Raw genomic sequence first — 26,784 nt, 5'->3', positions numbered from 1 at the left:
TTTGCTGTCGTTGGAGCCTTTTTTTTTTTATCTTTGTGGGTGCGACGGGGGGGGTGGGGTGGGCGGCCGCGCCCCCCCCCCACGACTTCGCGCGCGGCTACCCGCCATAGTTGTTCCTTCGGCGCGGTAGTGGTGACAACGGCCCTGAGGTGGTTGAGCGACGGAACTCAGGGTGCCCGGCGACAAGCGATTCGTCGGCTGCGAAGCGGTGAGCGTCTGCTCGGCGATCTCGACCCAATTGGTTGATCTTGTTTGTGAGGTTGCGCGCATACGCGTCAAGGTCGGCTGCGATCGGCCGGATCTCCCGGGGCCGGTCATTCCAGCGTCGAGAGAGGGTGTCCGTGATCAAGACGAGGAGCGGACTGCAGGTAGAACGTGCCGCGGTGCGGGTCTGCTGGACGAGCGGAGCTTGAGAGTGGTGACCCTGGCTGACCTCCCTCCAGATCAGGACTGCGCCGGTATCACGGCAAATGTCATCGTCGAAGCGGCGGCCGGAACGTGCTGTCAGACGCTCGCGTAGACGGTCCAAGTCAGCTTCCGGTAGCGACTTAGGCAGCGAGGGCAGCGGCCCACCAGCACAAGCAGGCGTGGGCGGAGTCCTGGGCTTTGCGGTGAACGGTGGCGACGCGGACGACTGAGAAGTCCGGGCATGAAGTGCGGTGCCCTGAAGGCGAGTTCACCAAGGCACCGTCGTAGAGAATGAGGAACGGTACGTCTTAGACGTGGTGGGTGTACTGCGACGAGCGCCCCGGCTCAAGGGCAGTCCGTCCGAGGTTGTCGTAGACGCCGTGAGTGAGCAGCACGGTGCGCTGCTGGCGGTATCCGTCCGGGTATCCCCATCGTGATCTCCATCGCCATCAACAGCGATCATCAGGAGACTCACTGTCATGCCCACGAAAGCGGCTCACGGCGGACTGGAAAAAACACTCAACTCTCCCACCCCGAAGGGCTATTGTGGTGACATGGTGAGTTAATCCAGGGAGAATCATGGAGAACTGGCTTCTTATCGCAGTTATCGTGTCAAGTCTCGCCGTTGTGGTAATGCTTGTCGTGGTGGTCGTTCTGATCCTCAGACTGCGCGCCAGCTTCAAGCTGTTGAGCAGCGAGGACGTGCCGTTCCAGAACAAGTTCGCGTTCTGGGCGTCGATCGTCTACACGATCTGCCCGGTCGACCTGTTGCCCGATCCGATCTATCTCGACGACATCGGCATTCTCGCCGCCTCCCTGCACTCCTTGAACAAAGCGGCGCAGCGGGCCGGAATCACGGCCAAGTAGGCGACACCCCCCGGTACGACGGGCAGTCCGTCGCATCACCCCTTCGCAAAAAGGAAGTGCCTATGTCCACACCCACCGTCAGCCCGTCCTCCGGGCTGAGTCTGCCGGAAGCCGTCGCCAGTCTGCGGGAGCAGCTGAGCGAGGCCGTCGCTCTGGCGGCCAATGAGAATCTTGTCTTCGACGTGGAAGCTGTCGAGATCGAGTTGCAGCTGACCGCGACGAACGTGGTGCGCGGCGAGGTCAAGGCGACCCTCTGGCAGGTCGTCTCGCTCGGCGGTGGCGGCGAACGGTCCTCAGCCGGCACTCACCGGGTAACGCTGTCGCTGACGCCCCAGTTCGTCGATCAGCCGGGTCGCCGGGTCAGGGTGTCCGACTCCGACTGATGGCCCCGCCAGCCAGGGTCACGGCTCCGACCCGAGGCCGTCACTCGCCCGGTGGCGAGGCGAAGTCAATCAGATCCCGGTCGTGGGTGGACGAGCGGAGGGAAATCACCTCGGCCCGCAGGTTCTCGTAGACGCACAGCGCGGTGCCCGGGTGCAGACGCCGCACCGGGCGCCGCCGCAACTCGTCGACCGGCTCGTCCACGAGCATCTCGCGGACGACGTGTCCGGTGCGGATGTCCCGGTTTCCGGGGAGCACGAGCAGGGCCGAGTGGTTGTTGACCAGGCTCTGCGCGCGGTGTTCCCCGTAGAGTGCCTCCATCTGCGCCACGTCGTGGAAGACCGTGACGAGTTGGATCTCCGTGCCCGCCGCGGTCGTGGCGATGGTGTCCAGATTGTCGATCTTGGCGATGTTGCCCGCCTCGTCCAGCAGGAGCAGCAGCCGGGTCCGTTCTCCCGCCTCGTGCCGCCGGTACGCCGCGTTGACGACGCGGCGGATCAGCGCGGTGAAGATCGGCGCCAGCATCTCCTGTTCCTCGGGCGGCGCGCAGAGGTAGAGGGTGTCGGCACGAGAGCCCAGGAAACGGTCGATCTGGAACCCTGAGACGGACCGGGCCCGTACCTCCGAGGAGTCGTACGCCCGCAGGAGTGTGCTGGCCGTGGCGTAGACGCTGGTGAGCGTGAGCTCGGACAGCTGACGCGTTCCGTGGAACGTGGCGAGCGCCTCGGGGGACCCACCCCGCAGACGGGCGAAGACCTCCGCTGCGTTCATGGACTTCACCCACTGGTTCACCTTGTCCATGGTCTGGCCGGTGGTGGCCGCGGCGAACAGCAGGCTCTGCAGCAGTTGTTCGGCCATCGAGTACCAGAACGCGTCGTCCCTCAGCCCGCTGTTGTTGCCCAGCCGGGCGGCCTCGGTGAGGGAGCGGGCCGTGATCACCGCTCCGTCCCAGGTGACGCAGTCCTCCAGCGGGTTCCAGGTAGTTGTGGGATGCCCCCCGAGACTCAGGCGTCCCGTCGGCTCGAAGACGGAGATTTCCCCGCAGGTCCGCCGCCGGTCCGCGCTGCCCGCCAGGACGTCCGCGCGGACCGATGTGACCAAGGCAGGGCCGTCCCCCATCTGCGGGGTGGGTTTCCCCCTCCTGTTGTTCTTGCGGCTGGTTGGGGGCCCGTGGCCGCGCCCCGCCTTGATGTGTGGGGCGGCCTTTGGCCGCCCGCCGAACCGACCCAGCACCACCCGCCAACGCTCCGTTCCGTCCACCGAGAGAGAACTCAGCGAGTCGTCGCCGACCACCGGAGGCGGTGCGCCACCGAGTTCCGCCAGGCATTCGGCCTCGAATCGGGTGAGTGTGGCCAGGTCCGCCTCGTCGCCAGGCGTGGGGAGTGTCCGGCACAGCGCCGCAGCCTCGTGAAAGGCATCCGCCGCGCCCGGCAGCCGGCCCAGCTCCCGCAGCCACTCGCCGCGCACGGCCAAGGTGAGCGCGAGCAGTCGACGCCCGCTGTCTCCTTCCTGCGCTCGGGAGTTGGCGCGTGCCGCCCGTACCGCCTCCTCGTCTGCTCGCCCGGCCACGTCCGTCTGCCCGGCGCGTGCCGCGCCCACCATGACGAGCAGCCGCGCGCCCACCAGGTCGGCCGGATCACCGGAGGGGACCCGAGTGTAGAAGTCGGCCGCCTCACCGGCGAGCGACGCGGCCTCGGCGTTGTCGTCAAGGTCCAGCAGGAGCCCGGCGAGCGCGATTCTCAGCCGCGCCGTCAGAGCCTCGCCCCCGGGCGTACGGATCGGTCCCAGGTCCCGTAGCGCCACCCGGAGCGCGTCCACGGCCTCCGGCCCCTGGCCCACGGTGTTCAGCGCCGACGCCACCGTGAGCGCGACGACCGACCGGAACCCCGCGTAAAGACGGGGCCGGGTACCGAACAGCGCGCCGGAGTCACGGGTGACCCGGGCGGCGATACGTGCCGTCCGGTCCTCGTCACCCGCGACGGCGGTCATCTCCAGAAGCGGCAGTGAAGCCAACGTGGGCAGCATCCCGTACACGTCCGGAAACTCCTCGCGCAGACGGGCGCTCTCCCGGTAGGCGTCCTCGGCGAGCGCCAGCGCCTCGTCCGGGGGGAACGCGACCAACGCCAGCAGAAGAGCCGCGATCCGGGTCAGCCGGGCGGACTCGCTCGCGGCTTCCGCCGGATGCGCGACGAGAGCGACCGCCTCCCCAGCCAGTTCCCGGGCCCGTGCCTCGTCCCCGGTAGCGGCGGACAACTGGCTCTGGAGGCCGCGGACGATCGCGAGGTTCCGCAGTGCTTCCGATTCCGTCCGCTCCTCAAGGACATGCGCCGCCGACGTCAGGGTCTCAGCCGCGCCGGAGACGTCCCCGGCGGTGAGATACACCTGGGAGCGCGTGATCAAGGCTTGGGCGTGGTCCAGGGGGCCGAGTTCAGCTGCCTGGACGACGAGTTCGGCGGCGCTGTCGGCCGCGCCGCTCACCGCCGTACGGTCCCACTGGAGGAGGGTCAGAGTGCTGAGAGCCTCCACGTACGCGGGGCGATGAGCCTCGGGATCCTGTGTGACGGCCTGCCGAGAGACGGCCACGGCGTCTCTCGCGGCGAGCAGCGCGCGGTCGGCGTTGCCCGCCTCGACCCCGGCGAGAGCGCGGGTGGTGAGGATGCGGCTCAGCAGCGGATCGGAGTGCAGGCCCGGGGCGGAGACGAAAGACGTCGCCTTGCGCAGAACGTCGAAGGCGGCCTCGGGACGGTTGACCTGCACCAGCGCCCGGCCGGCGGAGTTGAACAGGGCAGCCGCCCGCGCGGGTTCGCCCTGTTCGGTCCAGTGGGCGGCAGCCTGCCGATACAGCACGGCGGCCATTGGCTGCACCGAGGAGGCCCGGGAGAGCGATGGCATCTCCTCCGCGACACGTGCAGAGTTGGCGGGCAGCGGTACGGCTTCCAGTACGGCCGTGAGACGCCCGGCCAGAGCCTGTTCGTCCGAGCCTGATGCGGCGGTAGCTCCCTCGTCCGCCTGCGCGACCAGTTCACCGAGGGACGCCTCCAGCAGCGTACGGAGCGCGCTCCCGACGGAGCGCGCCGCTCCGGAGAGCGGGGAGGCGCGCATCCGCAACAGCACCTCCAGCATGCGGGAACGCTGGGCAGCAGCGGTGATACGCGTGAACAGACCTCTGGTCCGCCCAGGGCGCAGCAGCAGTTCGCCGATCAGATATTCGCCGAGCAGGTCCGGCTGGACCACGGGCACCCTGTCGCCCCGGTGGTAGAGGCCTGCGAGGCGTTCGAGGATCGCCGCCCGGCGTCCGGCGGTGGCATCCGCCAGGGCGGGCACCGCTGCGATCACGGCGTCCGCCTGCTCGGGCGAGTCGGCGCCGGCGAAGGTTGCCACGGCGAGCAAATCGCGCAGTACGCCGCGCGGCAGGCCCAGTTCGGCAGTGACGGGCCGCCAGAAATAGCGCTCCTCGCGGGCCAGCACCGCACCGAGCAGGGAGTCGACCGTCGTCACGGACGGCCCGCCCGGGGCGGCGTTTTCGGCTTTGCTGGTCCTTTGCGTCGACTCGGTTCCCTCCGTCCGCGCGGTTCTCTCGGCAAGTACGTCCAGCAACGCGGCGGCGTGCACGAGCAGCGGGGTGGTGAATCGATCCAGCTTCCCGTCCGGCGCGGGACTACCGGTCTCCTCGATGCCCGGGCGGTTCCTGGCGTCGTCGGGGGCGGCGGTGACGGTGGTGCTCGTGGGGGTGGCTGTGGTCTCGGGAGAGTCGGGGCCGTCGGTGATGCCCGCGCCGTCGGTCGCATGCATGGCGTCCGTCGTGGCGTCCACCACGGCAGATTCGCCGGAGTCGTCACTCTCGCCGGAGTGCGACTGGGGGCCCAGCAAGGACCGGAACGCCTCGGTCGCGATCCGGTGATGGGTGCGGCGCGACTCCCCGTCCAGGGAGGCGTCGTCCAGTGTGACCGTGAGAGCAGGTTCGAGCATGCCCAGTTCAAGCCGGTCGGCCAAGGCTGCTTGGAAGGCAGCGCCGTCGCGTGCCAGGACAACAAGGCGCACGGCGACATTTCGGCTGCGGCAGTGGTCGATGACCGAGCCCACCCACTCGGCCTGGTGGTCCACATAGTCCATCGTCAGTACAACGGGAAGCCCCAGTTCGGCGATGTCGGCACCGGTGGAGCCGGCCAAGGCCGTCACCGTACCGGCGACGAAACCGGCGTCGAGGGCGGCTTGGCAGACCTCCGCCGCCAGCCGGGACTTGCCGCTGCCGCCGGCCCCCGAAACCAGCGCGTAAGCGACGGTCGGCGTGCCGGCGACCGTGCCGGCCAAGCACCAGCGGGTCAGCTGTTCGAGGGGCTCGTCACGGCCGGTGAAGGGGACCACCCGATAGCGCGAGCGCAGCGGCAGTGTGGCCGACGCACGCAGGGATGCCACCTCGTCGGAACCCAGGGCGGCGTACGGAGGGTCCACCCGTATCGCCGCCGCACCCACGGACAGGGCCACCAGGCTTCCGGCCCGGCGGGTGTTGCTGCTCCACCACGAACGCGGCAGTGCTTGCCCCAGCGCGGAGTCGTCCAGCAGTTCCGCGACGGCCACCGCCTCCAGGCGGCTTCCGCCGAAACCCCGGTTGTCCTCGACAACGACACCGCCGAGGAACCGCCCTGCCAGGAACACCGGGGCCCCGGACATGCCTCCCCAGGGCGACGCGGCGACCCGGCGTGGGTCGGCGACGGGAACCGCAGAGGCCACATCGAGAGAGAGCGCGCCGCGTCGCCCCGCGGTGCCGGGGGCGGTCGCTCCACGGGCGACCTCGACGTCCCGCTCGTCGCCCTCGCGCTGGACGCGGGGAAAGCCGGGGGCCCGGAACGCCAGGGGCAGTTCGACGTCGATCCGCAGCAGGGTCGGGGTGAGATCGGCGGCGTCATGGTCCTCGGGCGCGAGGCGCAGCAGAGCCACGTCGATGCCTGGTGCTCCGAACACCAGGGCCTCGGGGCGTTTCCAGTCCTTCTCCGCCTGTCGTGTCGCACGGCGCAGCCTGACGTCCGAGGCGGCGAACTTCCCGGAACCCACCACGTGGGCTGCGGTCAGCACCAGGCCAGGGGCAATGAGAAACCCCGTCCCGCGGTCTGCCCGGGGGGTGCCGCACTCGATCTCCACGAGTTGCCGGTCAAGCGCCTTCACAGTTGGCTCCCACTCCCTCGTCGCTGTTCCCGTCGCCCGTCCCGTCCGCCGGGGCACGGGACACGGTGGCCGGGGGGAGTGCCGCCTCAGTGGGCCCGGCCTGGTCGCCGGGCTCCGCCAGTGTCCCGGAGCCCGTGGTTTCCCCGGGACCGGGAGGCGCATCGGGCCGAGGAGGTGCCGGCTCCTCGCGGGCCGGCACGCGATTCAGGAGTGGTGTCTCTCCCTGATCCAACTGCCAGTGGACATCGTGGTGGTCGTAGAAGCGCAGGTGGCACCGGGCTCGGCTCATCGGTGGGTCGTCCGCGGTCAGGGTGAAGGAGAACGTCGCCGCCTCGCCCGGCGCGAGCAGGGAGACCCGGCTGTCTGCCAGCCGCATCTCGCCGTCCTGGGCGCCGAAGGTGAGGAACGTCTCCAACCCGTAGACGCAGTCCGCGCCGTGATTTCGCGCCTTGTACGTCGCGATGCCACTCAACCCCTGCTCACCGCTGCCCACTTCGAAGACGTCCTCCGGGATAAGGCTGATGCGCCGTGCCTGGACACGCTCTTCGGCTTCGGCCGCGAGTCGCAGTCCCCCGGCGACCGCACTCAGCCCTGCCGCCACTGAGGTCAACGCCTCGCTGCTGGAAGCCAGAGTCGTCCCGGCTCTCGATACCATCTCCTGGGTGGCCCGCACGGCGTTCCTGATGTCGCGTAAGGACTGCCTGATCTGCTGGACGGCGATCAGGACAAGCACGCCGATGACGAGAGCCAGTGCGACACGGACGCTCTCACCCTGGAGAATGGGCACGGTCCACTGCATCGTGTTTCCCCCCGGTACACGCTGCCCCGCCCCGCACGAAGCTGTCTCCGCGAGCCCGGAGCGTAACACCGGGGATCGGGTGACTTCGGTGTATTGGTGGAAATCCGACGAAGCACGCCCACGTCGTCTGAGGCTCCTCACGATTCTCGACCGTGGCACCGAAAGAAACCGGAACCGCCCGATGGCCCCGCTGTCCAAGGAGACACGTGAACCGGGACGTTGGCCTCCCTCCAATCGGCGATTCGTGTACAGCCCCTTCCGCAGGACTGCCGTCCTAGGCTGCTTGACGAGACGCCGATGGCCGCAGCGGGGCAGGGCAACATTTTGGCCTCTCGGCTGATCCACCGTGCGCATGCGGATTCGGGCTGGTACCTGTGCGCCCCGGTGAGTGCGCCGGTAGAAGCCAACCGCGCCAGGCCCGGCTCCGCCCAGCGCTTGGCCGCGCTGCCGGGCCTCGCCATCCTCGAACTGGACCTACCGGCCGCCCTGCCTGCGCCCTACAAAGACTGGGGTCCAAAGGTGCGGAAGGCCGACCCCTCTACCCGGAGCCGCCCCACGAGGCGGTAAGCGTCGCCCGGCCGGAAACCCACCGTGTCACGGCTCCAGTCGGCCACCGACATCCGCATCAACATCGTCCACCACGGAAGCAGGTGCAGCAGAGGAGAACTCAGACCCGACCACAAGCGCCCGCGCCTGCTGAACTGCGGCCGCCAGTGACGCAGGCGGTAAAGCAAACGTTGAACTGGCGGCGGACCTCGCTGTCGGGGTAGGCGATGATGTGTCTCAGGTCGGTGTAGGTGCCGACCAAGCCGGTGATCTCTGCGTCCAGGCCGGTCTCTTCCGTGACCTCGCGGACGGCCGTGCCTGGCAGGGAGTCGGTGAGGTCCATGCCGCCGCGGGCAGGGCCCACAGGTCGTTGTCGCTGCGGCTCTGGAGGAGGATGCGCCCGTGGTCGTCGGTTACGACGGCGGACGCGGCGACGACCATGCTGTCCGGCTTGGGCGCGTTCGGGTCGTCGTAGTACTCGGTGCGGGCCACGGTCAGCCTTCCTGTTGTACCGGGGTTGCCGTCGTCCACACGGCGTCGAAGCTCTCGGCGTAGGTGACGCCCCAGACGTGTGCGTTGACGAGTTGCTGGTCGTCGGCGCGGTAGAAGGAGCTTTAGAGCGTGGTGCCGTGGGTGCGGACTTCAATGCCGGGAATGCCGGCGAGCTTCCTGTAGTGCATGAGTGCGAGGCGGCAGCGGGATTCGATGCCGTGGCCAAACCGCTCTTCCTGGCCGCGGGCTTGGACGTTGTCGCTGTCAGGGTCCCCGATCCCGATGCGGACGGTGCAGCCTTCGGCGGCGCGTTCGGTGAGGAGTTCGTTCAGCCGCGGGTACGCCCCGTGGAGGAAGACGGCCGCGTAGAACGAGGATGTCGATCCGCTCCCGGGCCTGGGCCATCAGGTCGGTGAACACCGAAACGGGGATGTCGGCCCGCTCCTCGTAGAGCGCCACCAGTTCGGGGCTGATGGCGCGGGCGGGGCGGGCCTGGCGGAGCGCCGGCCAGAGCGCGTGCACGTCTTCTCCCAGGGCCTTGGCCGCCTGGAGGGCGGTGGCACGACGCGGGATAAGCCCGAGGTTCACCCAGCACTCGACCGACTTGGGGTCGACCTCGACCTGCTGAGCGAGTGCGGCGTACGTCCAGCCTCCCGTCCCCATGACGGCTCGTGGTCTCTCGTTCGGCACGAGTCTCCCCCTTCGTCTCAGGACGGCACCAGGGACGTTCTACAGGGTGCAGGACGTCCCGAAATGGGGTTTGGTGGAGGTTCCTTCGTCCCGGTGACCGGCGTGAGGATCGGTGCCGGCCCTCCGGCACCAACAGGCCCGGGAGCAGGCATCAACGCCGCCGAGGAGCGTCACCGTGCGAATGAGCGCCACCCCATGTGTTCCCGCCCTGCGCCTGGACGCCCGGTCGTGCGCCGCCTCGCTGGGGTGGTCACGGTGACGGCCCCCACCCCTGATACCGGCGGACCCACCGTCCCGCAGGGCGCCGGCGCCCTGGTGGTCGACCGGCGGAACGGCAAGGTGGGCATAGTGATGGGGCATGTAGGGCCGTACGCGCAGCTTCGACCATCTTCTCCTTCGGCAACATCTGGGCCCTCGCCCCGCGACTCGGCGTCCCCCACCCGATCGCGCCACTGATCGCCCCCATGGTCGACCTGTCCGTCGTCGGACTTCTGGTCGCGCTGCGGTTCCTCGCCCTGCGCGGCGTCCCCAAGGCGGAGCTGAAGGCCGGTACCCGGCTGCTGCACCTGCGCGGCCTGCTCACCCTCGCCCTCAACACCGCCGAACCACTGCTGACCGGGCGCTACGGACGGGCCTGTCTGGACACCGTCGCCCCGCTCCTGCTGCTCGGCTAGGGCCACGTCGGCCCCGCCTTCCTCACCCAGTTCCACACCTTCGCCCCACGCTTGGAGGCCACCACCGCCACCCCTGTATTCGAGCTGGTGCTTGACGAAGCGCCCGTACCCGACGTGGCACCCTCGGCGGCCGTCCCGGTCGTCGTCGCTTCCCCGGCCGAGGAACTGGAGCCCGTCCCGGTTCCGGCTGCCGCTCCGCCAGTCGCCGTCGCCAAGGTGACCCGGCCCGCCTCCGGCCCGGCCCTGCCTGCCGCCCTGCTGGACGCGGCCCGGCGCATCGCGGACACCCACCGTGCCGAGCACGGAACCCCGATCACCGCCACCCACCTGGGGACTCGCATGGGCATCGCCCTGCCCGTGGCCACCGCCGCCCTCGCTCAACTCTGAGCCCCGGCCCTCGCGAGCCACACCACCCCCGCTCAACCCCACCCCCGCTCATGGGCCTGGTTCGTCATGCCCCGAGCAGCATCCAACACGCCTCCTCCCCCTGCTGGTTGCTGCTCGGGGCCACCCACCCGGACAGAAGGGACACGCCCCGAATGGTCTCCCTGGACCTGCGCCACGTGGCAAGCCCCGCCGTACGGGACCTGCTCCACCTCGTCAACCACCCCGACTTCGACCGCACACAGCAGCAGATCGAACACCTCGGCGGCTGCACCGAACCCATCCGCCTGACCGGCCGCACCACCACCGTCAGCACCACGACCGGTGAAGTCCTGCGCTCCTACGCCGCCTCGGACGAGCCCACGGGCAGTCTGCTCACCGCGTGCGGCAACCGCCGCGCCTCCCGCTGCCCGGCCTGCTCCCGCCTCTACGCCGCCGACACCTACCACCTCATCCGCGCCGGGCTCTCCGGCGGCAAGAACGTCCCCGACACCGTCCGCACCCACCCCCGCGTCTTCGCCACCCTCACCGCCCCCTCCTTCGGTCCCGTCCACAACCGCCCCGATACCCCCGGCGGCGACATCAGGCCCTGCCGCTGCCGCAAGCTCCACGACCCCACGGACCCGCTGCTGGGCACGCCGCTGAACCCGGCGACGTACGACTACGCGGGCGCGGTCCTGTTCAACGCCCGCGCCCCCACGCTGTGGGCCCGCTTCACCATCTACCTGCGCCGCGAGCTCGCGGCCCGGCTCGGCCTCACGCAGAAGGCCGCCCGTGCCGTGCTGCGGGTCTCCTTCGCCAAGGTCGCCGAGTACCAGAAGCGCGGCCTGGTCCACTTCCACGCCGTCATCCGGCTCGACGGCCCCGAGGGCAGCACCACGCCTCCGCCCCGGTCTGCCACCGTCACTGTGCTCGCGGACGCCATCCGGGCCGCTGCTCTCCGTGTCCGAGTGGCCGTCGTGTCGGACGCGATCGGGGAGCGCGAACTCACCTGGGGCCAACAGCTCGACGTGCGCGAGGTCGCCTCCTTCGGCGCTGACGCCGAACTCACCGATCAGGCCGTGGCCGCCTACGTGGCGAAGTACGCCACGAAGTCCGCCGACGCCTCCGGCATCCTCGACCGCGCCCTGTTCTGCCGCCCCTGCCAGGGACGTGGCGCCACCCTCCTGCCCCACGGAACCCCGCTCCCGTGCACCGCCTGCGACGGCACCGGACAGGCCCGCCCGCTGTCCCGGCTCCCCGTCGCCCGGCACGTGCGACGGATGATCCGCACCTGCTGGGAGCTGGGCAGGCTGCCGGAGTTCGCCCACCTCAAGCTCTGGAAGTGGGCGCACATGCTCGGCTTCCAAGGCCACTTCTCCACCAAGTCCCGCAGCTACTCCACCACCCTCGGCGCGCTGCGCAACGCCCGCCGCGCCTGGCGCACCGAACAGGCCCGCACCCACTCCGGTCTGCCCGAGCCGGACCCGACGACCACGCTCGTCGTCGGTCACTGGGACTACCTGGGCTCGGGTTACAGCCCCGGCGCCGCGCTCCTCGCGGCCGGCGTATGGCACCGCAAGGAACTGGAACGGCAGTTCATCGCGGAAGGGGGCTGCTGATGATCTCGCCCCCGCCAACCGTCCTCCGCACGGAGGCGACCCCTGCCCTGGATCTGCTCACGGTGCCCCAGGTCATGGCCCGCCTCCAGCTCGGCCGCTCCGCCGTCTACGACCTGCTCCGCACCGGACAGCTCGCCTCGATCACCCTCGGCCGCGCCCGCCGCATCCCCACACACGCCCTCACCGACTTCATCCGCACCCGCCTCGAACAGGAAGCCGCCGCCTGATGACCACGCCGCGCCCCGCCTCATCCCGCCGCACTCGCTCCCGCGCCAACGGCGACGGAACCGTCTACCAGCGCAAGGACAGCCGTTGGGAAGCCGCCGGATACATCCTCGCCCGTGGCAACACCCGAAAGCGCGTCCGCGTCTACGGCACCACCCGCAAGGACGCCCTGGCCAAGCTCACCGAGAAGATCGCCGCCAGCAACCTCGGCCTGCCCGTCGCGGCGGCCGACATCACCCTCAGCGCGTGCCTGAAGTACTGGCTGAACGGCGTCGCCGTCCACCAGGTACGGGAGAACACCCACACCCGATACGCCGCCTGCGTCCGCCTCCATCTCAACCCCGGCCTCGGGGCCAAAAAGCTCGCCCGCCTCACCGCCCGCGACGTCCGCACCTTCCTCGACCGCCTCCGCCTCACCTGCCAGTGCTGCGCCCAAGGACGCGACACCGACCGGCACTCCTGCTGCGCCATCGGCGAGTGCTGCAACAAGCGGCTCTCCCCGCTGACCGTGACCTACGTCCACTCGGTCCTCAAGTCCGCCCTGGAGCACGCCGTACGCGAAGACGACCTGCCCCGCAACGTCGCCCGCAACGTCAAGACCCCCGCACCCCGCCCCCGGCGCTTCAAGCCCTTCACCGCGAGCGAGGCCCGGCAGTTCCTCCACGCCGCCAGCAGCGACCGGCTCCACGCCCTGTACGAACTCGCTCTGCGCACCGGACTCCGCAAGGGCGAACTCCTCGGCCTGCACTGGGAAGACCTCGACCTCGACACCGGAACCGCCGCCATCCACCGGTCCCTCCAGCGCACCCGCACCGGCGGCCTGACCATCCTGCACACCAAGACCCGCACCTCCGAACGCCGCATCGTCCTCCCCACCGAATGCGTCAACTCCCTGAAGACCCACCGGGAACAACAGGAGGAAGCACGCCAGACCGCGGGGACGAGCTGGTCGGACAACGGCCTCGTGTTCACCACCCTCACCGGCGGCCCTCTCGAACCCGCCAACCTCACCCGCAGCTTCAGCCGACTCCTCGACGGCGCAGGACTTCGACGCATCCGGTTTCACGACCTACGGCACTCGACCGCCACCCTGCTCCTGGAACAGGGCGTCGACCTCGTCATCATCAAGGAACTGCTCGGCCACGCCCACATCGGCGTCACCGCCGGCGTCTACGCCCACGTCCGACTCCGCCTCCAGCGCCAGGCCATCGACACCCTCGGCAACGCCCTCCGCCCCACCGGTAACGACCCCGACGACCCACCCGCCACAGCCGTCGTCCACTGACGTTGCCGTCAAACACCTAAGAAGCCCCGCCGGAAACATCCGGCGGGGCTTCTGCTCTAACAGACGGTCAGGCTAGTCAAACTGATATCTGATCCAGTCCGTTCCGCCTATCGGAACCACTCCTGCTTCCGAAAGCCGCTTGGCATCTGCCGTGTAGTAATGGCTGGCCACCCGTGATCGCGCGCCCGACATGGTGTTCTCCACCCAAGCGCCCTTACACATGGACTTCCTGGCGCGCTCCCGCAACCTTTTCCAAACCGGCACGAGTGCCACTTCATCGGTCATAGCCGCCAGGACCGACTCTCTCAGAATGGCGTCCGATTGCTCACCAAGGTTGATGAATAGAGAGTCCGGATTCCTCTTTACGTAATCGAGGGATGAAGTGGCACTCAGATCGACGGAAGAAGGGTTCAGGGAAATACGATCAATGCCGTCACTGCATCTCGTCTTTCCATCTTCTTCCCGAACCCCACCCACCAGTTGCACTTGATAGGTGGGGAAGAAGCGCTCCTCCACCAGGGGCATCCCCGAGTCGCGGGCCCACTCCAAGGCCATCTGGTAGATCTCTTGACGGTCACCGTGGAACTGAAGCGTTACTTTCATCGCGACTCGCTAGTTGTAGGCAACGAAGTGCATTGGGATCCCGATACCTTCAAGATCCTGTAGCGCTTCCGCTTCTCGTTTGATTGGGGCATCAGATCGCATCGTCTGCTTTCCGACGTTGATCCCATACATGCTACCGTCTGATCTTTGCACAAGAACATCAGGGCGACGAGAACCCTTGAATCCTCCAGGCGTAGCAAACTCCCTTTCAGGCAACCTGCCACCTCCCGCAATCACCTGCCCATCCGTTACCTGGTCGCCAACCTCGGTGATCTTCAAGTTGTGCGGCCCTGTACCTGCCGGCTTGGGTCCACGCATCATTGCGGGCTTTCCACCGTTAGCGCAGTCGCATATCGACCTATGGCTAGGGAGGGATCCACCACAGTTATGTACCAGGACCGGCGTGGCCCCCGCCAGCACATAGTACGTGTGGAGGTCGTCGACGGTGAGGTTGTAGACGGTCGTTGATTTGGTGTGGTGGGTGACCGCGGTGATTTGGGTCCAGGCGCCGGTGCTGGTCTGGAGCCATTGGCCGGTGGTGAGGTCGTCGGCTTCGATCCAGCGGCCGAGGGCCGGGACCCAGAAGGGGTGGCCGTCAGTGGCTGTGAGGGTGCTGGTCTTGCCCGTGTCGAGGGTGATGTCGACCAGTTGTTTGTCGCCCGTGCCCCTGATCAGAGCCGTGACCGGGCGGGGGCCCGACTCGCCGGTTTCCGGGTCGGTGGCGAGGACCTGGTCGCCGATCTTGATGTCCTTGATCGGTTTGCGGGTGCCGTCCGCGAGGAGAACCGGGGTGTCTGCCGTAAAGCTGTTTTTGGGGACAGTCAGGCAGGAGTCTCCCCGGGACAGCCATTTGATTTTGCCGATCATTCCGCCGGCGCAGCCCAGTGCCGCTGAGGCGCCGACTTGGCCCCAGTTGACCTTCCGGCCCGACAGCCGTTGGCCCAGCCAGTCCAGGCCCGCCTCGCCGAGGCCGCCGATGACGCAGCCTGCCAGCATCGGGGAGTTGCCCGTGGGGTCCGTGTAGGTCGTCGGGGAACTCAGCGCGTACTGGTAGAGGTTCGTGCGGCCCGCGTAGCCGATCGGGTCCTGGGAGATGAAGCGGCCGGATTCCGGGTCGTAGTAGCGGTTGCGGTAGTAGAGCAGGCCCGTGCCGTCGGACTCGCGGCCCGTGAACGTGTACGGGTTCGTCGAGGTCGCCCCGGACGCGGTCGGCTGGCCGTACGGGTCGTACGTGTAGCTCGTGGCGACCGTGCCGTCCGCGTTCGCCAGGCCCACCACCGTGCCCAGCGCGTCGGTCAGGTAGACCTGCGTCGCACCGTTCTCCGTACGCGTCAGGTACTCGTCCAGGCCCGACGTCGCGACCGTCGCCTTCGCGGCGCCCGCACCGTCCTGCTCCACCAGCGGGTTCGAGCCGTCGGTCAGGTACTTCTGCGTCGCGTCGCCCAGCTTCTTCGAGCTGCGGATACCCAGCGGGTCGTAGCCGAAGACACCCGCAGGCCCGTCGCCAACAGGGGTGAGGGCTGATAGTTGGCCGCGGGCGTTCCAGTCGTACGTCCGTTTGCCGTCGGACTTCAGCTGTCCGTCCGCGTCGTACGTGAACGAACGGCCGCCCAACGACGTGACCCGGTTGTCCTTGCCGAACACGGCCCCCGTCTCAGCCGCCGGCAGCGCGACCGAGGCCAGGCTGCCGGTGAGGCCCGTCTGGAGGCCGCGGGTGTCACGCGTGTACGTCAGGTCGCCGACCGCAGCAGCACCTCGGGTGTAGTCGATTCCCGAGACCACGCCCGTCTTGTCCAGCGTCGTCGTGCGCGTGATGCCGCCCGGCAGACTCGCCGTCTTCTCCCGGCCCACCGCGTCCAGACCGAACCTCACCTCCTGCCCGCCCGAGGTGACCGAGGTCAGGATGCTGGAGGTGTCGTACCCGTAGACGGTGGTGGTCCCGGCCGCCGTCATCTCCTTGCGGCGGTCCGCAGCGTCGTAGTCGTAGCCCACCGTCCCTGTCGGGCCGGTGACCGTCTTCAGCCGGTCGTAGGCGTCGTAGCCGAAGCTCTCCGTGCCGGCCTGCGTGTCCGTGACCGTCTTCGGCAGGTCCACCACGTCGTAGGCGTACGTGGCCGTCGACTCGGCGACACCCGCCGCGTTCACGCCGTACTTGGTGTTCTTCGCCCGCCCCAGCAGGTCGTACTCCGCCGTCGCGACCAGGCCCGCACGGCTCGTCGCCTTCGTCAGCCGGCCCGCCGCGTCGTAACCGAACAACGCCTGCGCGCCCAGCGGGTCCGTCACCGACTCCGTGCGGTCCGCGTCGTCGTACGCCCAACTCGTGCTGTTCTCACGGGCGTCCGTCAGCTTGGTCAGGTTGCCGTTCTCGTCGTAGTCGAGCGTCGTCGACTGGCCGAGCGGGTCGGTGATCTTGCGCGTCTGGTTCAGAGCGTCGTAGGTGATCGTGGTGCGGGAGCCCGCCTCGTCCGTGATCACCGTCGGCCGGCCCGCCGCGTCCAGAAGTTGGGACCCGGTGCGGCCCTCAGCGTCCTTGACCGAGACCAATTCGCCGTTGCGGTAGGTGTATTCGGTAACGGCGTCCGACGCGTCGGTGACCGTCTTGATCTGCCCGTCCGGCGTGAACGTGAGGGTCGTCTTCCGGTTCTCCGGGTCCCTGACCGTCCGCAGATCACCTTCCGCGTCGTACTCAAGAGTGGTCGTGTTGCCCAACGGGTCCGAGACAGAGGTCGGTTGGTCGTACGGGCCGTTGTAGACCGCCGTACCCGACTGACGCGCCTGCGCCGTACCCGCCAGCTCCGTCGTACGGGTGACGTAACCGTTCGCGTCGTACGTCAGCTCCGTGCGCCGCCCGTACGGATCGGTCACCGCGTCGATCCGGTGCCTCGGGCCCCGGTCGTACTGCGTGGCGCGCGCCAGTGAACTCCCGTACGCCTCGGTGTCCTTGACACCGTAACCGTCCGCGTCGAACTCCACCCGCCGCACCGAGCCACCCGGCTGCGTCACACTCGCCGACGTCACCTTCCCGCCGGTCTGCGCGTACGCGAACGAGTACTCCGCGCCCTCGGTGAGCGTCTGGCCCTTCACCCGCCCGTCGGTGTGGAAGGTGTTCTTCATGTACGTGATACCGCGCGCGTCCGTCGCGCTCTCGATGCGGTTCGACGTGCCGTCGTAGGTGTACCGGCTGAACTTGCCCGCCGGATCCTTCACAGCCGCCAGCCGGCCCGCGGTGTCGTACTCGTAGGAGGTGGTACGGCCCGTGTTGTCCTTCGCGGACGTGACGCGGCGGTGCTGCGGGTCGTAGGTCAGCGAGATCCACTTGCCGCCGGAGCTGGTGATACGGGTGATCTCACCTCGGTTCTCGCCGTTCAGCCGGGTCAGCGTCGTCGTGTTCCCGTGCCGGTCGCGGATCTCCTTCAGGGGCGCGTACTGCGGGAACACCCACACCGTGCCGTCGCGGAAGGTCAGGTCCCAGCCGCCCAGGCCTCCCTTCCATTTGATCTTCGATCCCTGGAAGGCGGACGAGGTGTCGAGCGGCTCGAACACCGCGTCCGTCCAGCCGGTCCCCGAGGAGGTGCGGGTGAAGTGGACCGCGCTGCCGCCCGGTATGTAGAGGTCGACCTCCTGCCACGATTTCTTGGAGTGCAGGAACGCGTTGTAGGAGAAGTCGCGGCCGATGCCGAACGCGCGCTTCTCCTTGTCTGCCTGCCAGTACGTGCGAGTGAGTTCGACGCCGCCGTGCGCGTCCGCGACCGCCAGGTCCGTACGGGAGTCGGTGAGCAGGCCCGTCGACAGCTCGACCGGGTCACCGGACAGCCAGTCCATCACGTCCTGGAGCCAGGAGATGTCCCACGGGATCAGGTCGTCCGTGTGGAACATGGCGCCGTGGAAGGCCCAGACGCGGGTCTTCTTGTCGGGTACGACCTGGCGGCCGTCGGCGGACACCTCACCCCCGCCGTAGACGTGCCAGCCCTTCTTCTTCGGGTCGTAGTCCTGGAACTTGACGCGGGTGCCCGGGGCCTCACGCGTGTAGTTCGGGTAGACGATCTGCGCGCCCTTGGGGAAGACGTACGTACCGCCCGGCTGCACGGTGAAGTACACCGGCACGATGCCGTTCTCGGGCAGCGGGAACGGCGGCCGGTCGATGGGGATCGCGGTGATGCCCAGCTCCGTGACCGGCTTGCCGTTCTCGTCACGGACCACCGAGCCCTTCGGGATGCGGACTTCGAGACCCGGGATCTTCGGGGTCTTCAGTACGACATCCGCCTTCGCCGGGGCGGCGAACCTCACCGTGTTCTTCGTGTCCAGCGGTGTCATCCACACCGGGAATCCGAGATCGACCGTCCGGCCCGCCTTCGGGCTGATCCGGATGTCGTAACGGCCGTAACTGCGCCGGGAGTTGTTCGCGCTCGCACCGTCGACCACCAGGGTGGTCGACGTGTCGGCGATACCGCTCAGCAGGAACCGGCCGCGCGCGTCCGTCTTCGCCGACCTCTTGCCCACGGAGACGGTGACCTCGGCCAGCGGCTTCCCGTCCAGCTTGAGGATGTGGCCGGTCAGCGCGGTCTTTCCGAGCGGGGCACGGAGTGCGGCCGGGCCCTTGGGCGCGTCACCCCGTCGTGCCAGCCAGTCGTAGCCGGCGAGGTTTCCCTTGTCCGGCTGCCAGGCGTCCGGACCGCTCGGGGTGCTGCGGGCGGCGGGAGCGGCGGTGTCGGGTCCCGCGTCACCGTCGGTCGGCTTCGCCGACTTCTCCGCCTTGGACGCCGCCGCGGTGAGACCGAGCGTCCAGGTACCGGTCCTGAGGGTGTTCGGGTCGACCGACAGCGTGTAGGTACCCGCCGCCGGAAGCGTCGGCAGCGCGTACGTCACCGCCGACGCGCTCATCGAGCGCCCGTCGACCAGCAGCTTGCCGTCCGGACCGGCGATCGACAACGACCAGGCGCCGGGCGGGGTGTTGAGCCCGAGAGTGACCTTCTGCCCCTGGGTGCCCGTGAACGTGAAGTGCCCGTTCTGGCCCGCCGTCGCGAGGTTGACGGCCTTGCGCGTACCGGTGGTGGTCAGCTCGCCACCGTTCACGTTGGGCACCAGGGTGGCGGTCGTCTTCCCGGTGGCGGGCGCGTTGGGCCGTACGAACAGCAGGTGGGCGCCGGCGGCCAGCGGCGGCAGCAGGTCCCCCTCGGCCGCGGATGTGCTCAGCGAGCCGAGGTCGTTCTCCGCACCCGCCGGTGCGCGGTGAACGAGTTCCGACGTGGCGGTGAGGGTGGTACTGCCGAAGACGACCGCCGCGCCGTAGCCCGCGGTGGCGTTGACGGTGTACTGGAGCTGCTGTCCCGGGCGGGTGATCTCGCCGGTGAGCGCGGGGGTCGCGGTGGAGAGGGCGCCGGCCACGACGGGCTTCGACAGCCAGAGCGTCATCCCGCCGGTCGCGGCCTCCGAGGGCTCGAACACCAGCGAGTACGCCGCTCCCGCCGTCAGACCGTTGAGATAGAACGTGTCGGACGCCTTGCTCGCCAGGCGGCCGACGTCCGTGCCCGCGCCCCCGTCGGGACCGATGAGCCTGATCTCCGTCGACTGGGCGATGGTGTTGGCCGTGATACCCAAGCCGAGGGAGGCCGAGGTGGGTGCGGTGAACCGGGCACGTACCAGCTGTCCGGCGCGGGCCGCCGTCGTCACGAGTCCGGCCGCGTCGACGGTGACGGCGGCCTGCGTCTCGGTGGAGAGCGTGAGGCCCGCCGATCCGACCCCGCCCTTGTAGGGATCCAGCACGACCCGGTAGGTGCCGGTCTCCGGCAGCGCGGGCAGCGGAATGGTCGCCGAGTCACCGGCCGACACGTTCAGTTCGTCGATCACCTCGGCGCCGGACGGCGCGAAGACGCTCAGATCGACATACTGCCCGAAGGTGTTGCCGGTCACACCGAGTGAGAGAGCGGCCCCGGCCTGTCCCTGGAAGGAGGATTCCGCGTTCTGACCGAGCCGGCCGACGCTCGCCGTGATAATGCCCCCGGTCGTCAGCAGCGGGGCCAGGACCACGAGAGGCGACAGGGTCAGCGCGAGCTCACCGGCTCCGATGTCGCTGGTCGGCCGTACGACGAGCGTGTAGGTCCCGGTGACGGGCAGCGGATCGCTGTCCCACTCGTCCCCGACGTCACCGTCGGACACGAGCAGGTAGTCCACAAGCGCGCCGTCGGGCCGCAGGATGTCGACTCGGGTCGACGAGCCGAACCCGGTGGCCGTGGCACCGAGGGACACGCGCTGACCCGCTGTGCCGGTGAACTGGGCGCGTCCCTGCTGGCCCGGCCGGGTGAGTGAGACCTTGAGCGCCGCTCCGGCAGGGTCGAGCGTGCCGGCGTCGGCGTACGGCGACGCGGTCACGGTGACCGTGCCCTTGGCGTCTCCCTCTCCGGGATCCAGCATCAGGGTGTACGTCCCGGACTGGGGCAGCATGTCCAGGTCGATGCCGCCGTCCCCGCCGGCGGACATGAAGCTGTTGTCGACCTCCGAACCGTCCGGTCCGTAGAGACGGGCCCACAGCGGGTGCGGCAACTGCGTGGCGTCGATCCCGAGGGAGAGCGACGTCCCCAACGTGCCCGGGAAGGTAAGGAGTTGATCCTGCCCCGCGCGGTCGAACACGGCCTGCGCAGCCGGTCCGGAGATGGTGAAGGAACTCGTCACCGGCGTCGAGAGCGTGACCACGGCCGTACCGAAGTTGCCCGATCCCGTCTCCAGCACAAGCCGGTACAGGCCGGCGGCCGGCAGGTCCTCGAACTCCGCCTCGCCCTCGGATCCGTCGAAGGTGAAGGACTGCAGACGGTCGCCGAGGGGGTCGATCAGCCGTGCCCTCGTCACGGAGTTGAAAGTCCCCTGGGTGATGCCGACGTTGAGATCCGTACCGGCGGCGGCCTCGAAGGTGGTCTCGGCCATGTTGCCGGGTGTGGTGACCGAGAGAGTCGGCGGGGTCTCGTCGTTCAGCGACGACTCGACGGACATCTCCATCTCGCCGGTGGCGGAGCGTACGTCGAAGCCGGCGGCGGACACCGCCTCACCGTCGGGAGTGGCGACCTGCACCGGGCCGTCCGCCGCTCCGACCGGTACCTGCACCGTCAGGGAGGTGTCGGTACGGCCGGTGACCTCCGCGACCATTCCGCCGCCGAAGCGCACGACGGTGTCGGCGGCGGCGAAGTTGGCGCCGGTGACGACCACTTGGCTGCCCGCGCCGCCGAAGGCCGGCTCGATCTTCGAGACCGAGGGGCTCGGCGCGAAGGTGAACGACTCGGGTGACTCGGCCGTTGTCCCGCCCGTCGTCACCGACACCTTGCCACCCGCCGCACCGGCGGGGACCGTCACCACCAGGCGGGTCGACGTGGCGGAGGTGACCGTGGCCGTCGCCGTACCGAACTTCACCACGTTCGACGCCGGTGTGGTCGAGAAACCGGTGCCGGAGAGGGTGACCTTCGCGCCCGCTTGGGCGCGGACCGGGACCAGGGAGAGAACGGACAGGGTGCTCGACGCGAAACGGTCGACGCCCAGGCGGTTGCCCGCCGCGTCGTACCGGTAACGAGCCGTCTCGCCCGCCGGGTCCGTCACGCCGACCAGACGCGAGGCGGCGTCGTACGCGTACACGGCGTTCTTCGTCGTCGGCTCGGCGGCGGCCCGCGCACTCGCCGGAGCGACCGGGCCAACTGGAGCCGCCGGGGGCACGAGTGGTGGAGCCTGGGTCGTCGTGGGCGCGGAGGCCGGAGACGGTGGTGCGGCCTCCGCGGACACAAGGCCCGCCGACAGGGCCAGCGCGAGCAGACCGACCGTCAGAGACCGTCTGCGCGCGGACATACGTATCCCAAAGCGTTCGCCGTGCATGCGCACCGCGCCCCTCCCCAAAACCCCCTCATGAGCCACTAAGGACCCATGACACTCACACTCCCCATGCAAGCGGTCACAACTTACACACAAACTGTCACCGCGGCGAGGAAAAAGATCAAGATCTTGCCAACCGCCCCGACCAGCAAGGCCGGAGACAACCGGACCCCGCTCCACCGTGGCCGGCGGTTCATATTCCGGGCGGGCAGGGCCCGCACAGGCATCCCGACGATGAAGACGCCCTCGCCCCCGGCTTCCGACCGGGCCTCCCGGAGACCTGCACTTGACCGGATCCCGCCGGTGACCGCAACAACGGCTCCGCGAAGGGCTGTTGCCCTCCGATCAATCGCTCAGCGTGCCGAGAGACGCCTCTCACCGTCCGCGGCGATGCGGTCGAGCCATTCGCCGAGCAGGTGCTGCTCCGCGCCGCTGAGCGCTGTCTGCTCGGGCAGCAGGGCGCGCAAGGTTCGGGCGACGCCGGCGGGGCCCGCGTGTCGCACGACGGATTTCTCGTGCGTGACGGCGGAGACCATGGACTCACGCATGGCGGTGAGCAGGGCGGGGTCGCGCTGATCCTCGGGCAGCGACAGCCACGTGAGCACCGCGCCGCGCGCGGTCGCGTGGATGAGAGCGGCCGCGAGCTTCTCGTCGACGCGGAGCCACCCGCCGGCGGCGAGTCGGCGGATGCGTCCCAGCAGGATCCGCATGCCCGCCTGGAAGGCGGCCGATGTCGTGCCGCGTTTGGGCTCGCCGTACATCAGCGCGTACAGCTCGGGATTGGCGAGCCCGAACTCGACGGCGAGGTCCCAGCCGGCACGCAGGTCCTCGACAGGATCCTGAGGGTGGGTGTCCACGCGCTTCGCCGCAAGGAACGTGGCGTAGCCGTGCTCCGCCACCGCCTCGAGGAGCCCGTCCTTGTCGCCGAACAGACGATAGATCGCGGGCGGTTGCGCCCCCGCGGCAGCCGCGACCGCACGTGTGGTCACCGCGTCGCGCCCCTCGCGTGCGAGCAGGTCCGCCGCAGCCTCGAGAACGCGCTGCCGGGTGACCTCACGGGCGTCGGCGGAGGGTTCCGGCTCCGGGGCGGATGGGGGGTCGGCCTTCGAACCATGAGTCATGTATCGATGATATCAGCGGTGCGGTTCCATTGGAGCTATCGATGTTATCGTCATGGGAGTATCGAGGGAAACATCGAAGCAAGAGGAGCGCGCGATGCCTGAGAAGCTGCACGTCGTGGCCATCGAGGAACATGTGGTTCTGCCGGTCCTGCTCGAAGCGTGGACGAGGACAGGGGTGCCGCCGATACCGCAGCTCGGCTACGGCGACGAGCCGTTCGCGCGGCGATTGCGAGACGTCGGCGACCGGCGGCTGGCCGACATGGACGACCAGGGCGTGGACGTCGCGGTCCTGTCCCTGGCCACACCCGGGGTGCAGAACCTCGCGGCGGCGGACGCCGTGAGCGTTGCGCGGGAGGCGAACGACGCGCTCGCCGAAATCGTCCAGGCCCACCCGCGGCGTTTCCAGGCGTTCGCGGCCATCCCCACGCCGTCCCCGGAAGCCGCCGCGGCGGAACTGGAGCGCGCGGTCACACAGCTCGGCTTCCGCGGCGCGATGCTTTACGGGCGCACCGGCGACACGTTGGCCGACGCGCCGGAGTTCGACGACCTGTACGCCGCGGCCGAGCGGCTCCGGGTTCCACTGCACTTCCATCCGCAGACCCCGGTGCGAGCGGTCCAGGACGCCTACTACGCGGGGCTGCCGAACGGAGTGGGGCGTGCGCTCGCGACCGCCGGACTGGGCTGGTACTACGACCTTGGCGTTCAGTACCTGCGGATGATCTTCTCCGGTGTGTTCGACCGCCACCCCGACCTGCAGGTGATCGCGGGACACTGGGGCGAAGTGATCCTGTTCTACCTGGACCACATCGGGATCCTGCGGGACATGGCCAAGCTGGAGCGGCCCCTGGCCGACTACTTCCGCGAGAACTTCTGGGTGGCGGGAAGCGGCACGGTCAGCGAACGCTATCTGCGGTGGACGGCGGAGGTCGTCGGCACCGACCGCATGCTGTACTCGACGGATTACCCGTACACGTTCGGCACACGGCCCGGCGGTTTCCCCTTCCTGGACACCAGCGGAGGGGTCGCCCGGTCGTTCCTCGAACAGGCGCCGTTCACCCAGGAGGAGAAGGCCGCCATCGGCTCCGGCAACTGGGAGCGGCTGACCGGCCGTGCCGCGGCCACCACGGATGCCGGCAGCCGCGCCAGGGACCCCCGAACCGACTGAAGCCGGCAGGCCGACCTGACGGCCCGCCGGAATCGTTCCGGCGGGCCGCGCCGTCCATCCGGGCAGGCTTGCCCATGCCGGCGGCGGCCAGCAGACCACGACAATCACCGGGCGCTGGGGTCTGGAGGACGACCGTGTGAGCTCGCCCAATGCGGCGGATCGTGGTTGCGGAGGGCCGGTGGCCAAGGTCACCATGCGTGGAGATGCCGGGTGGTCATCCCGGCGAAGTGTGGGAGGCGCTGCTTGTGAACACCGCACCGCGGTTCGCGTCGCCATGCGCGCCGGACGCCGACCACTTCGCTTCGCCCACCGGCTGACCTGCTTCGTTCACGGTGGGCGCTTCCCCTCTGGGAGACCACCGTAGTGTCCGAAGACTTCGGGACGGCTGATCGCCGTCCTCCGGCAACGGTTCTTGCCGCCAACCTCGTTTCGATCGCGGGGAATTGCCTCACCTACATGGGCGTCCCATGGTTCGTGCTGACGAGCACGGGCAGCGCCACAGCCCGACGTGGAACGTCCAGCCGGCAGCCCGGAAGGCTGGATCGGCGAGCGCCTCCGGTCGGCACCGGGCTACCCGGACATGCGGGGGCCCTGGCCGACGGCGAGTAGCCGCCTGCCCCGCCGGGGGCGATGTGGCGCACATCTTCTTCCATCCGAACGGAAGCACCGCTCCCGGTCGTGTCCATGTACGACTTCCCGACGATCTGCGGCCCGCCCGCGCTCGCGCTGCATCGATCCGGGTGGAGGGCGCGGCTTGTTCACATGTTCTGGCCGTGGTGATCCACAAGGACCGTGAGGAGTCGGGCCAACTGCTCGCGTTCCGACGGGGTCAGTGGCGCAAGCACCTCGTTCTCCACCCCGGCGAGCAGTTCGTCCAGCTTCAGTAGTTGCCGGTGGCCCTGCTTGGTGACAGCGATCACGTTCTGCCGGCGATCGGCAGGGTTGGGTGAGCGTTCCACCAGCCCGCGATCGGCCAGCTCGCTGATCACCGCGACCATGTCGCTGCGGAAGATCCCCGTGCGGCGACTCAGCTCCGCCTGGCTGGCGGGTCCGAATTCGTCCAGCGTGGCGAGCACGGCGAAATGCCATTTGCGCGCGCCCGCGCGCGCCAGCTCCTCGTTCACCAGGCGATCCGACCGGATCGCGGCCAGTGACAGAAGCCGGGTCCCCAGGTTCCGCAGCCGCGTGGCAGGGGCCAGGCGGTCAGTCGAGCTCGCCATGTCGGGCGTGCCGTTGCTCATGCCGCGATCGTACGTTGCGTTAGTCCCACCAACAAACTATCGTCGCCGACAAGAGAACCGTTAGTGTGACCAACGATTTGGTGTGACGGACGTTGGCCGGCCGAACATCTGGACGCCACTGAAGCAGCCCCTGGAGTTGAGACCATGATCAAGCCGTTCCGCATCGACATCCCCCAGGCCGACCTCGACGACCTGGCCGACCGACTCTCCCGCACCCGCTGGCCCAACGAGGTCGCCGACGCCGGATGGGACTACGGCTTCCCACTGGCACGGCTCAAGGAGCTGGCCGAACACTGGCGCACCGGCTACGACTGGCGCGAGCACGAGGCCGGACTCAACGAGCTTGCGCACTTCACCACCGAGATCGACGGCCAGAACATCCACTTCGTCCACGTCCGGTCCTCGAAACCGGACGCGCTCGCGCTGATCCTCACCCACGGCTGGCCCGGTTCGTTCCTGGAGTTCCTCGACGTGATCGAACCGCTGTCGCGCGACTTCCACCTGGTGATCCCGTCCATCCCCGGTTACGGCTTCTCCGGGCCGACCCACGAGCGCGGCTGGGACATCGTCCGGGTCGCGCGGGCGTGGGCCGAGCTCATGCGCCGTCTCGGGTACGAGCGCTACGGTGCGCAGGGCGGCGACTTCGGCTCGGGCATCTCGACGGCGCTCGGCGCGGTGGCACCCGAGCAAGTCGTGGGGGTGCACGTCAACTACCTGCCGACCCGGCCGGCCCCGGACGCCGACATCCAACTGTCCGAAACGGATGAAGCCCGGCTGGACAAGGTCAGGCAGCTGATGGCGAGCCGTCCGCCGTACCAGGCTCTGCAGGCCCTCACCCCGCAGACCATCGGCTACGCGCTCACCGACTCGCCTGTCGGCCAACTGGCCTGGATCGCCGAGCGCTTCGCACAGTGGACCGACCCTCGCTCGCCCATCAGTGACGAGCGCATACTCACCGACATCTCGCTCTACTGGCTGACCGCCACCGCGGCTTCCTCGGCACGGCTGCACCGCGAGGCTCCGCGGCGGATCGAGCCGTGCCCGGTACCGGTCGGCGTGGCGGTGTTCGCGCACGACATCACGCAGTCGGTACGACCGCTGGCCGAGCGCTTGTACGACATCAGGCATTGGTCGGAGTTCGAGCGAGGCGGCCACTTCGCCGCCATGGAGGTGCCGGACCTGCTCGCCGAGGACGTCCGGGAGTTCTTCCTCACCCGCATCAAGGACGACCACCGGGTCGCCGTCCCATAGGACGCACTGCTGGCCGCGAACTGCCGTGCACTGGGAGCTC

Annotated in this window: 15 protein-coding genes and 3 pseudogenes; 10 read left to right on the top strand and 8 right to left on the bottom strand. The window is 69.1% G+C overall.

What is annotated here, in order from left to right; genetic code table 11:
- The first annotated feature begins 987 nt into the window (after nt 1-987).
- Together ACFWU9_RS05580 and ACFWU9_RS05575 are read left to right on the top strand one after the other, a co-directional pair.
- Nucleotides 988-1,275 (top strand): DUF1232 domain-containing protein, encoded by a 288-nt coding sequence (locus tag ACFWU9_RS05580; protein WP_384315074.1) that lies wholly within the window; start codon nt 988-990, stop codon nt 1,273-1,275.
- 62 nt (nt 1,276-1,337) lie between these two features.
- On the top strand, nt 1,338-1,658 hold the full coding sequence (locus ACFWU9_RS05575; protein WP_384315073.1) for a trypco2 family protein: 321 nt from the start codon (nt 1,338-1,340) through the stop codon (nt 1,656-1,658).
- A gap of 40 nt (nt 1,659-1,698) precedes the next feature.
- Here the strand turns inward: ACFWU9_RS05575 and ACFWU9_RS05570 are convergent, their stop codons facing one another.
- Both ACFWU9_RS05570 and ACFWU9_RS05565 read right to left on the bottom strand, forming a co-directional pair.
- The gene (locus ACFWU9_RS05570) at nt 1,699-6,795 is read right to left on the bottom strand and encodes a type IV secretory system conjugative DNA transfer family protein (protein ID WP_384315154.1); all 5,097 of its coding nucleotides are present in this window, start codon (nt 6,793-6,795) and stop codon (nt 1,699-1,701) included.
- 10 nt (nt 6,796-6,805) lie between these two features.
- Complete coding sequence (locus ACFWU9_RS05565) at nt 6,806-7,618, bottom strand: hypothetical protein (protein ID WP_384315072.1); 813 nt, start codon at nt 7,616-7,618, stop codon at nt 6,806-6,808.
- A 297-nt stretch (nt 7,619-7,915) separates the two neighbouring features.
- Between ACFWU9_RS05565 and ACFWU9_RS05560 the strand changes: the two are divergent.
- A pseudogene (locus ACFWU9_RS05560) lies at nt 7,916-8,107 on the top strand (hypothetical protein); the annotation flags it as partial.
- Between the two features lie 214 nt (nt 8,108-8,321).
- Here ACFWU9_RS05560 and ACFWU9_RS05555 read toward each other — a convergent pair.
- Nucleotides 8,322-8,656 (bottom strand): annotated as a pseudogene (locus tag ACFWU9_RS05555) (NUDIX domain-containing protein); the annotation flags it as partial.
- A gap of 2 nt (nt 8,657-8,658) precedes the next feature.
- A pseudogene (locus ACFWU9_RS05550) lies at nt 8,659-9,319 on the bottom strand (XRE family transcriptional regulator).
- A 491-nt stretch (nt 9,320-9,810) separates the two neighbouring features.
- On the opposite strand from ACFWU9_RS05550, the gene ACFWU9_RS05545 reads away from it, so the two are divergent.
- The 5 genes from ACFWU9_RS05545 to ACFWU9_RS05525 all read left to right on the top strand — a co-directional run bounded on the left by ACFWU9_RS05545 (nt 9,811) and on the right by ACFWU9_RS05525 (nt 13,515).
- Nucleotides 9,811-10,020, top strand: a complete 210-nt coding sequence (locus tag ACFWU9_RS05545) for a hypothetical protein (RefSeq protein WP_384315071.1) — start codon at nt 9,811-9,813, stop codon at nt 10,018-10,020.
- Nucleotides 10,021-10,107: 87 nt separating this feature from the next.
- Nucleotides 10,108-10,407, top strand: coding sequence for a hypothetical protein (locus ACFWU9_RS05540; RefSeq protein WP_384315070.1), 300 nt, complete (start codon nt 10,108-10,110; stop codon nt 10,405-10,407).
- A 152-nt stretch (nt 10,408-10,559) separates the two neighbouring features.
- Nucleotides 10,560-12,005 carry a replication initiator gene (locus tag ACFWU9_RS05535; protein WP_384315069.1) on the top strand — a complete coding sequence of 482 codons (1,446 nt, stop codon included), beginning with the start codon at nt 10,560-10,562 and terminating at the stop codon, nt 12,003-12,005.
- Nucleotides 12,005-12,232, top strand: a complete 228-nt coding sequence (locus ACFWU9_RS05530; RefSeq protein WP_384315068.1) for a helix-turn-helix domain-containing protein — start codon at nt 12,005-12,007, stop codon at nt 12,230-12,232. Before ACFWU9_RS05535 ends, ACFWU9_RS05530 begins: the two co-directional genes overlap by 1 nt.
- The gene (locus ACFWU9_RS05525) at nt 12,232-13,515 is read left to right on the top strand and encodes a tyrosine-type recombinase/integrase (RefSeq protein ID WP_384315067.1); all 1,284 of its coding nucleotides are present in this window, start codon (nt 12,232-12,234) and stop codon (nt 13,513-13,515) included. Before ACFWU9_RS05530 ends, ACFWU9_RS05525 begins: the two co-directional genes overlap by 1 nt.
- A 72-nt stretch (nt 13,516-13,587) precedes the next feature.
- Here the strand turns inward: ACFWU9_RS05525 and ACFWU9_RS05520 are convergent, their stop codons facing one another.
- The 3 genes from ACFWU9_RS05520 to ACFWU9_RS05510 all read right to left on the bottom strand — a co-directional run bounded on the left by ACFWU9_RS05520 (nt 13,588) and on the right by ACFWU9_RS05510 (nt 23,087).
- Entirely contained in the window at nt 13,588-14,118 is a 531-nt protein-coding gene (locus ACFWU9_RS05520; RefSeq protein WP_384315066.1) for a hypothetical protein, read from the bottom strand.
- A 9-nt stretch (nt 14,119-14,127) separates the two neighbouring features.
- On the bottom strand, nt 14,128-21,942 hold the full coding sequence (locus tag ACFWU9_RS05515) for an RHS repeat-associated core domain-containing protein (RefSeq protein ID WP_384315065.1): 7,815 nt from the start codon (nt 21,940-21,942) through the stop codon (nt 14,128-14,130).
- A gap of 377 nt (nt 21,943-22,319) precedes the next feature.
- Nucleotides 22,320-23,087, bottom strand: coding sequence for a TetR/AcrR family transcriptional regulator (locus tag ACFWU9_RS05510; RefSeq protein ID WP_384315064.1), 768 nt, complete (start codon nt 23,085-23,087; stop codon nt 22,320-22,322).
- 94 nt (nt 23,088-23,181) lie between these two features.
- On the opposite strand from ACFWU9_RS05510, the gene ACFWU9_RS05505 reads away from it, so the two are divergent.
- Entirely contained in the window at nt 23,182-24,252 is a 1,071-nt protein-coding gene (locus tag ACFWU9_RS05505; protein WP_384315063.1) for an amidohydrolase family protein, read from the top strand.
- Between the two features lie 758 nt (nt 24,253-25,010).
- Here the strand turns inward: ACFWU9_RS05505 and ACFWU9_RS05500 are convergent.
- A complete protein-coding gene (locus ACFWU9_RS05500) occupies nt 25,011-25,493 on the bottom strand; it encodes a MarR family winged helix-turn-helix transcriptional regulator (RefSeq protein WP_384315062.1) in 483 nt (160 codons plus the stop codon).
- Nucleotides 25,494-25,637: 144 nt separating this feature from the next.
- Between ACFWU9_RS05500 and ACFWU9_RS05495 the strand changes: the two genes are divergently transcribed.
- Nucleotides 25,638-26,744, top strand: a complete 1,107-nt coding sequence (locus tag ACFWU9_RS05495) for an epoxide hydrolase family protein (RefSeq protein ID WP_384315061.1) — start codon at nt 25,638-25,640, stop codon at nt 26,742-26,744.
- Nucleotides 26,745-26,784 lie beyond the last annotated feature (40 nt).

The sequence above is a fragment of the Streptomyces sp. NPDC058653 genome, from assembly GCF_042716895.1.
Classification (GTDB): Bacteria; Actinomycetota; Actinomycetes; order Streptomycetales; family Streptomycetaceae; genus Streptomyces.
The sequence above is the reverse complement of the archived record's forward strand: the minus strand, read 5'-3'. Positions and strand labels throughout refer to the sequence as shown.